This window comes from Mycobacterium sp. TH-M103, from assembly GCF_057473785.1.
Genome location: NZ_JBYCLG010000057.1, coordinates 46,752 through 54,455, shown reverse-complemented (window position 1 = coordinate 54,455; position 7,704 = coordinate 46,752). Strand labels below are relative to the sequence as shown.

At 69.5% G+C, this 7,704-nt stretch carries 7 protein-coding genes; 4 read left to right on the top strand and 3 right to left on the bottom strand.

The window, feature by feature from the left end:
- The first annotated feature begins 36 nt into the window (after positions 1–36).
- Positions 37–1,026 (top strand): LLM class F420-dependent oxidoreductase, encoded by a 990-nt coding sequence (locus tag AC2VOR_RS03030; protein WP_369737091.1) that lies wholly within the window; start codon positions 37–39, stop codon positions 1,024–1,026.
- Here the strand turns inward: AC2VOR_RS03030 and AC2VOR_RS03025 are convergent.
- The gene (locus tag AC2VOR_RS03025) at positions 1,023–1,316 is read right to left on the bottom strand and encodes a putative quinol monooxygenase (protein WP_369737092.1); all 294 of its coding nucleotides are present in this window, start codon (positions 1,314–1,316) and stop codon (positions 1,023–1,025) included. The two genes, AC2VOR_RS03030 and AC2VOR_RS03025, sit on opposite strands and share 4 nt — an antisense overlap.
- 176 nt (positions 1,317–1,492) lie before the next feature.
- Here AC2VOR_RS03025 and AC2VOR_RS03020 point away from each other — a divergent pair, with 176 nt between their 5' ends.
- Together AC2VOR_RS03020 and AC2VOR_RS03015 are read left to right on the top strand one after the other, a co-directional pair.
- Positions 1,493–1,918, top strand: a complete 426-nt coding sequence (locus tag AC2VOR_RS03020; protein WP_486963180.1) for a Zn-ribbon domain-containing OB-fold protein — start codon at positions 1,493–1,495, stop codon at positions 1,916–1,918.
- A 1-nt stretch (position 1,919) separates the two neighbouring features.
- Positions 1,920–3,065, top strand: a complete 1,146-nt coding sequence (locus AC2VOR_RS03015; RefSeq protein WP_486963179.1) for a thiolase family protein — start codon at positions 1,920–1,922, stop codon at positions 3,063–3,065.
- A gap of 338 nt (positions 3,066–3,403) precedes the next feature.
- Here the strand turns inward: AC2VOR_RS03015 and AC2VOR_RS03010 are convergent, their stop codons facing one another.
- Positions 3,404–5,053, bottom strand: a complete 1,650-nt coding sequence (locus tag AC2VOR_RS03010; RefSeq protein ID WP_369737095.1) for a DNA repair helicase XPB — start codon at positions 5,051–5,053, stop codon at positions 3,404–3,406.
- Positions 5,054–5,090: 37 nt separating this feature from the next.
- A complete protein-coding gene (locus tag AC2VOR_RS03005; RefSeq protein ID WP_369737096.1) occupies positions 5,091–7,358 on the bottom strand; it encodes a helicase-associated domain-containing protein in 2,268 nt (755 codons plus the stop codon).
- A gap of 142 nt (positions 7,359–7,500) precedes the next feature.
- On the opposite strand from AC2VOR_RS03005, the gene AC2VOR_RS03000 reads away from it, so the two are divergent.
- The gene (locus AC2VOR_RS03000; RefSeq protein WP_369737097.1) at positions 7,501–7,701 is read left to right on the top strand and encodes a hypothetical protein; all 201 of its coding nucleotides are present in this window, start codon (positions 7,501–7,503) and stop codon (positions 7,699–7,701) included.
- Positions 7,702–7,704: the final 3 nt, after the last annotated feature.

Below are 7,704 nucleotides of genomic sequence, written 5' to 3'. Positions count from 1 at the left end.
CGCGCAGCCTACTCGGTCCAGGCTAGAGTCGGCGCCATGCGCTTTGGGCTTTTCATCCCGCAAGGCTGGCGGATGGATCTGGTCGACATCGCACCCGACGAACACTGGCCGGTGATGCGCGATCTGGCCGCCTACGCCGACGGCGGCGCATGGGACTCGCTGTGGGTCTACGACCACTTCCACACCGTCCCGATGCCGACGGACGAGGCCACCCATGAGGCGTGGTCGCTGATGGCGGCCTACGCGGCCACCACGTCGCGGATCAAGCTGGGGCAGATGTGCACGGCGATGAGCTACCGCAACCCGGTGTATCTGGCCAAGGTGGCCGCCACGGCCGACATCATCTCCGGCGGCCGGATCCAGATGGGCATCGGCGGCGGCTGGTACGAACACGAGTGGCGGGCTTACGGCTACGGGTTCCCGTCGGCCGGGGTGCGGCTGGGCCGGCTGGACGAGGGCGTCCAGATCATGCGTTCGGCCTGGCGCGACGGCAAAGTCAGCTTCCAGGGCCGGCACTACCAGGTCGACGGTGCGATCGTCGCACCGAAGCCTTTGCAGGACAACGGGTTACCGCTGTGGATCGCCGGCGGGGGTGAGAAGGTGACGTTGCGCATCGCCGCGCAGTACGCCCGCTACACCAACTTCACGCCGGAGCCCGAGGCGTTCGCCCACAAGTCGGAGGTGCTGGCCGGGCACTGCCGCGAGGTGGGCACCGACTTCGGTGCAATCGTGCGTTCGGTCAACATCAACGCCGTGGTCGGCGCGTCCGACGCCGACGTCGCCGACCGGATGCGACGCGTCCGCGACCGCCTGGTGCGTCACCTCCCCGAGGCCGCCGCCGACGCGATGATCGCGGGCACCAGCGGTCCGGATTCGGCGACGGGCACACCGGAACAGGTGATCGAGCGGATCACCCGGATTCGCGACCTCGGGTGCGAGTATGTGATCTGCTATTTCCCCGAGGCGGCCTACGACCGCTCCGGTATCGAGTTGTTCGAACGCGAAGTGATCCACGCGTTGAGCTAGATATCGCTGGTGCGGTAACGCGTCTTGACCGGAGGCGCGGCCAGCAGCGGAGGCAGCTCGGTCAGCTTTCCCTCGCCGGCGCGAAACGCGCGGTAGGCCTCGTCGTCCTCGACCGTCGCCCAGATCTCGTAGACGAGCCAGTGGGCCTCGTCGTCCTCGTCGACGAGCACGTCGGTGCCGAGGTTTCCCGCAAACGCCCGGGTGTCCTGCAGCGCACGGCCCATCACGTCGCGCGCCGCGGGAACCGCGTCGGGCCTGAACTTCAGTTCCAGTATCACGGTGACCGGCATGTCGTCTCCCTCGCTGTGGCGGCTCTCGAAATCGTCGCATGCGATTCGACGCGTCGCCCGGTGGCCCGGCACGCGACCGCTGTATCGGCGAGAACGTAATTTCCGCTTTCGTCTAATGCTGTTGTACCTTTGCGTGAGCGCATTCTCGCGCGCGGATGACCGCTGGAGGACTCTCGATGCAACGAGCACTCGCCCCCGACATCTCCACCTGGCCCGCCGAGAACCCGCAGCTGATCGGCAGCAGGTGCGGCAGTTGCGGCGCCACAACGTTTCCCGTGCAGCAGTGGTGCCCGCGCTGCAGCGCCGGGGTGATGAGCGAGGTGCTGCTGCCGCGCCGCGGCACCCTGGTGGCCTGGACGACGCAGGGGTTCCCGCCCGGGGCGCCCTACGCCGGTCCGTCCGGCAAGGACTTCGTGCCGTTCGGCGTGGGACTGGTCCAGCTCGATGACGTGATCCGGGTCGAGGGCCGGCTGACCGAGAACGACCCGGCCAAGATCCGGTTCGGTCAGGAGGTCGAGTTGACCATGGTGCCGCTGACCACCGACGAGGAGGGCGCCGAAGTGATGACGTTCGCGTTCCGGCCGATGGCAGAGGGGGCCTGAAATGAGCAATGACGTAGCCATCGTGGGCGTGGGCCTGCACCCGTTCGGCAGGTTCGACACGACCGCGATGCAGATGGGCGCCGAGGCGATCCAATCCGCGCTCACCGACGCCGGCATGGATTGGAAGGACATCCAGTTCGGGTTCGGTGGCAGTTACGAGGTGTCCAACCCCGACGCGGTCACCCGACTGGTCGGGCTGACCGGCATCACGTTCACCAACGTGTTCAACGCCTGCGCGACCGCGGCCAGCGCCATCCAGCAGACGGCGGACACCATCCGGTTGGGCAAGTACGACATCGGCATCGCCATCGGCATGGACAAACACCCGCGCGGGGCGTTCACCGACGACCCGGCCAAGCTGGCGCTGCCGCAGTGGTACGCCCAGAACGGGCAGTTCGTCACCACCAAGTTCTTCGGCATGAAGGCCAACAAGTACCTGCACGACCACAACATCTCCCAGGCCACGCTAGCCAGGGTGGCCGCCAAGAACTTCCGCAACGGCGCGCTGAACCCCAACGCGTTCCGCCGCAAGCCGATCCCCGAGGAGGAGATTCTCAACTCGGCGGTGCTCAACTACCCGTTGACCCAGTACATGTTCTGTGCGCCCGACGAGGGCGCCGCCGCGGTCATCATGTGCCGCGCCGACATCGCGCACAGGTTCACCGACAAGCCGGTGTATGTGCGCGCGTGCGAGATCCGCACGCGCCGCTACGGCGCCTACGAGGTGCACGCCACCTCGGCACCGCTGGACGGCGATGCCGCGCCGACCGTCTACGCGGCCCGGGCCGCCTACGAGGCCGCGGGCATCGGGCCCGAGGACGTCGACGTCGCCCAACTGCAGGACACCGACGCCGGCGCCGAGGTCATCCACATGGCCGAGACGGGCCTGTGCACCGACGGCGAACAGGAGAAGCTGGTGGCCGACGGCGCCACCGAGATCCACGGCTCGATCCCGGTCAACACCGACGGGGGACTGATCGCCAACGGCGAGCCGATCGGCGCGTCGGGGCTGCGGCAGATGCATGAGCTGGTGCGTCAGCTGCGCGGCGAGGCCGGCGAGCGTCAGGTGCCGGGCGACCCGCGCGTCGGGCTGGCCCAGGTCTACGGCGCACCGGGCACCGCGTCGGCCACGATCCTGTCGCTGTAAACGCGAGATCGCCGCTGTCCACGTCAGGGCCGTGCCTGATTCTCAGATTTGATACCACGGGCAATATCAGATTTGGCGAGAGTCACATGGCTTGGAGGAGAGCCTCGGCGATCGTCGGGGTCGGCCTACGCGGCGTACTCGGGTATCAGAGTTGGCCTGTGGCCCTAGCGCACAGCATCTTCGGTGATGCAACTCGAAGGGCTACACCATTGCGCTATGCAATAGTTGCACTAGGATGCAGAATCTCCCGGTAGGCCGCTCGAGCGGCGCTCTTCACCGGCGAGACTGAAGAGGGGCTGCCATGGTCGAAAAAGTAAGGCGGACAAGCTCGCTACCATCTAAATCGCCGGGCCAAGTAGGTCGTCGGCGTCGCGGATGATGTAGCCGTAGCCCTGCTCGGCGAGGAAACGCTGCCGGTGCGCGGCGTACTCGGCGTCCAGGCTGTCGCGCGCCACCACCGAATAGAAGACGGCGCCCCCGCCGTCGGACTTCGGCCGCAGCAGCCGGCCCAACCGCTGCGCCTCCTCTTGGCGGGATCCGAACGTCCCTGAAACCTGCACCGCCACCGAGGCTTCCGGCAGGTCGATGGAGAAGTTGGCGACCTTGGACACCACCAGTGTGGACACCTCACCGCGCCGGAAGGCGTCGAACAGCGCTTCGCGCTCCTTGGTCCTGGTGGATCCCTGGATCACCGGCGCGTCCAGCTCGGTGCCGAGTTCGTCGAGCTGGTCCAGATAGGCACCGATCACCAGGGTCTGCTCGCCGGGGTGTTTCGCCAAAATCGACTTGACCACCGCGATCTTGGTGTGGGCGGTCGAACACAGCTTGTAGCGCTCCTCGGGTTCGGCGGTCGCGTATGCCATCCGCTCGCTCTCGGTCATCGTCACCCGGACCTCGACGCACTCCGCCGGCGCGATCCAGCCCTGCGCCTCGATGTCCTTCCACGGCGCGTCATAGCGTTTGGGCCCGATCAGGGAGAACACGTCGCCCTCGCGGCCGTCCTCGCGGACCAGGGTGGCGGTCAAGCCCAGCCGCCGCCTGGACTGCAGGTCGGCGGTCATCCGGAACACCGGCGCCGGCAGCAAGTGCACCTCGTCGTAGACGATCAGCCCCCAATCCCGGCTGTCGAAAAGCTCCAGATGGCGATACTCGCCCTTGGTGCGCCGGGTGACAATCTGATAGGTCGAGATGGTGACCGGCCGGATCTCCTTGCGCTCGCCCGAGTATTCGCCGATCTCGTCCTCGGTCAACGAGGTGCGGGCAACCAGTTCGCGTTTCCATTGCCGGGCGGCGACGACATTGGTCACCAGGATCAGCGTCGTGGCACTGGCTTTGGCCATCGCCGCCGCCCCGACCAGGGTCTTGCCCGCGCCGCACGGCAGCACCACCACACCCGAGCCGCCGTCCCAGAACGAGTCCGCGGCCAGCTGCTGATAGTCGCGCAGCTGCCAGCCGTCCTGCCGCAGGCTGATCGGATGCGCCTCGCCGTCGACGTAACCGGCGAGATCCTCTGCGGGCCAACCGATCTTGAGCAGCATCTGCTTGACGCGGCCGCGCTCGCTGGGATGCACGACGACGGTGTCGTCGTCGATGCGCGCGCCCAGCATCGGCGCGATCTTCTTGTTGCGCAGCACCTCCTCGAGCACCGCGCGGTCCAGGCTCACCAGAGTCAGGCCGTGCGCCGGGTGCTTGACCAGCTGCAGGCGGCCGTAGCGGGCCATGGTGTCGACGATGTCGACGAGTAGCGGCTGCGGCACCGCGTACCGCGAGTGCGACACCAGCGCGTCGACCACCTGCTCGGCGTCGTGCCCGGCGGCGCGCGCGTTCCACAGCGCCAGCGGCGTGATCCGGTAGGTGTGCACGTGTTCGGGCGCGCGCTCGAGTTCGGCGAACGGCGCGATGGCGGCGCGCGCCGCGCCGGCCTGCTCGTGGTCCACTTCGAGCAGCACTGTCTTGTCGGACTGCACGATCAAAGGCCCGTCAGTCACGACAGCCGCTCCTCCCTCTGTTTTGTCACGTGATCCATTATCGGCCGTGGGCCGACACCACCGACGTGATGCGGTGAACGGCGAAGTCACGCAGCCGCCCGGAGCCCGAGTCGAACGCCACCAGCTGACCGCCCCGGATGGTAATCGGCGACACCACCCGCTGGGTGGCCACGCCCGCGGCGTCGAGGTAACCGATCACCAGCGTCTCCTGATCCTTTGCCGCGCGCTGCAGCAGCGACATCGCAACGGCCGGGTCGACGCGAATGTTCCCGAACGGCGCGGCGGTCACCTTGCGCAGCACCGAGACGACGGCGTTCAGCGTCTCGGCGCTCGGTCGCGGCGCGGGGCGGTACGGCCGGCGCCGCTGCGGTGTGGCCACCCGGGCCCCGCGCGGCCGGACGTCGACGATGGAGCCGGAGGAATCCTCGGCGGCCGGGGCGAAGCCGGCGGTCCGCAACGCGGCGAGCACGTCGGCGATCGGCACCGGCGACACCGCCACCGTCGGCGCCAGGGCGCGCAACTGGACCCCTTCGACGGCGGGCGCCGCCAGCGCCTGGGCCAGCAGCGCCGGGTCCTCGCAGCGCACGAACGACGCGGCCATCCCGATCCGCAGCTGGCCATGCCGGCGCGCGACGTCGTCGATCAGGTACGTCAGCCCTTGCGGTACCGGGGTTTTGGAGTGCTGCGTGAAAAAATTCTGCATCCAGTCGCGGGTCCTGCCGACATCGAGCGCGTGGCGGATCGACTGCTCGCTGATGCGGTACACCATCGCCGCGCCGGCCGATTCGACGGTGGCGACGGTGGCCAGTTCGTCGGCGAGGTCGCGCTGCAGGGGGCCGGGCACCACGACGGTCAGATCGGTCTGCACCAGGAAGTGGTCGATCGGCTCGGGCAGGGCGTGCGCCATCGCATCGATCGCGAAACGGGGGTCGGCGTCCTCGTCCAGCAGCGCGCGGCCGGGCGTGCTGATCGCCCCGCGGCCCACCAGTCCCAGCGCGTGGCTCTCGCCCAGCAGATCGCCGACGGGTCCCGGCTGCAGCCGTCGGGCCCACCGTGGGCGCCGCCACACCAGCGCGGCCGACGCCTCGGCCGCGTCGACGCAGGCGCCGGCGGGCAACTCCGAGAGCATGCCCAGCAGCAGTTGCCGATCCAGCGGCGCCGCCGTCGAGTACAGCGAGTCCGAAAGGGCGCCATAAAGTTTGGCGTCCGGGCCGCGGGTGCCGATCAGCGCCGGACGGCCCGGCAGGTCGAGCCAGGCTTCGGCCAGCAGATGCCAACGCTCGGCGGGGGACATCGCGGCGAACCGGTCGGTGGCCGGCGTCGGCGCCCAGAACGGCCCGTCGGCGTTGGGGCCTTCAGCCGGCTCCGGATCGGGCGTGCCGCTGGCGATCAGGCCGGCCGCGGCCGTGATCTCAAGGATCAACCCGAGCCGTGGCTCCTCGATGCCGGTCGTCTTGGCCAGCCGCTTGAGGTCGCGCACCCCCAGCCCGCCGCTGCGCAGCTCGGGAACCGGCGCGGTGCTCAGGGTCTCGATCACCACGTCGACTTCCCGCAACAGGTCGATGACGGCCCCGGCGGCCGCGGCGTCGACGTCGTCGGGTGTGGTGGTCGATACCACCGGGTCGGGCGCCGTCAGCTGCATCGGGCCCGGCTGTTCGCCGCGCAGCACCTGCCCGACGTGGCGGGGCAGGATCACCGTCTCGGCGTCGACGCGTCGCAGCAGGCCCAGCGCCAGCAGCTGCGGTACCGGCCGGTCCGCCGGGGCGCCCGGGGCGGCGTCGCGGGTGCGGCCGATCGGGGAACCCTCGAGCAGTTTGTCCAGCACCTCGCGCTGTGGCGGGGTGAGGCCGTCGACGAGGTCGGCGATCTGCTCACCCGAGCGCGAGGTGTCCTCGAGGATGACCTGGCCCGGGTGCCACGGCAGGGCGGTCCCCGCGTCGGCGGCCACCCGGACCGCGGCCTCGCCCCAGGCCAGGGCCCGCTCTCTGAGGGCGTCCAGCGCGGCGAGGACGTCGGTCTCCGGGGCGCGGTCGCCGATCAGCGCCAACAGCTTCGCGCTCGGCACCGGCGCCGAATCGGCGTGCAGCACCAGCAGGGCGTCGAGCACCGCCAGTCGCAGGAAGTCGAGGTCGTCGGTGGCGGCCTTGACCGACTGGCGGGCCTGCGCGCGCGCCGCCAGCGCCGCGATGCTGCCGGGTGGGGGCTGGGCCAGGTCGGGCCGCAGTTGCAGCAGCCGGATCAGCCGCTCGTCGGGCAAGTCGGCCAGCCAGGACCCCAGCGGGATGTCCGGGGTGTTGTCGGTCATTGCCGACCAGCGTAAAGCAGCCCCCAGGCCCCGCGTCCGCAGCGAGGAGACGGGCAGGCCGCCGCGCGCCCGGGACACCCGAGCGTGCGGACTGGCCGACCTTGCGCCGCGCGGGCGGGCGCGCAATGTCAGAATGGACTTCGTGGCTGACATTGCTGAGGGTAAAGCCCGCAAAACCAAGTACGTCGACAACGGCTGGCCTGCGACGGGGCCGGACGACCACGCGGTGAGCGAACTCGTCAGCGACCGCACGGGCGCGTTGTCGCCCTTCGGTGAGCTGTCGTTCCCGCTGCCCTCCGACGACCTCCCCTACGTGCACCCGGTTACCGAAATCAACCGCTAGGTC